This window comes from Streptomyces sp. P17, assembly GCF_032436805.1.
In the GTDB taxonomy this organism is placed as follows: domain Bacteria; phylum Actinomycetota; class Actinomycetes; order Streptomycetales; family Streptomycetaceae; genus Streptomyces.
This window is the reverse complement of sequence record NZ_JAVRBF010001483.1, coordinates 1-236: the sequence shown is the minus strand read 5'-3', so window position 1 is coordinate 236 and position 236 is coordinate 1. Positions and strand designations below refer to the sequence as shown.

Genomic DNA, 236 nt, shown 5'->3' with positions numbered 1-236 from the left:
AGGACCCAAGTGGCCGTAGTAGGGAACGTTAGGTAGGGAGCTGAGATGGCGCGGAAAGCTAGTGGAAGAGGTATACCGGCTTGGTTTGACCTTGATAAGTACAGCTACCTCAGCGAGCTAGATGCTGCTGGCTGGCTTCTTCTGTTGGACCGGCTCATTCCTCTAATGAGAATAAAGGTTCCAGACGAGATCACGGGCGAAGGACGGGACGGAGCTGTGAGGCTGCTTACCGAGCG

General features: G+C 55.1%; 1 protein-coding gene. It reads left to right on the top strand.

Annotated elements, in window-relative coordinates:
* Positions 1–45 precede the first annotated feature (45 nt).
* A partial coding sequence (locus RMT89_RS45420) for a hypothetical protein (RefSeq protein ID WP_315889598.1) occupies positions 46–236 on the top strand: 191 nt, incomplete at its 3' end.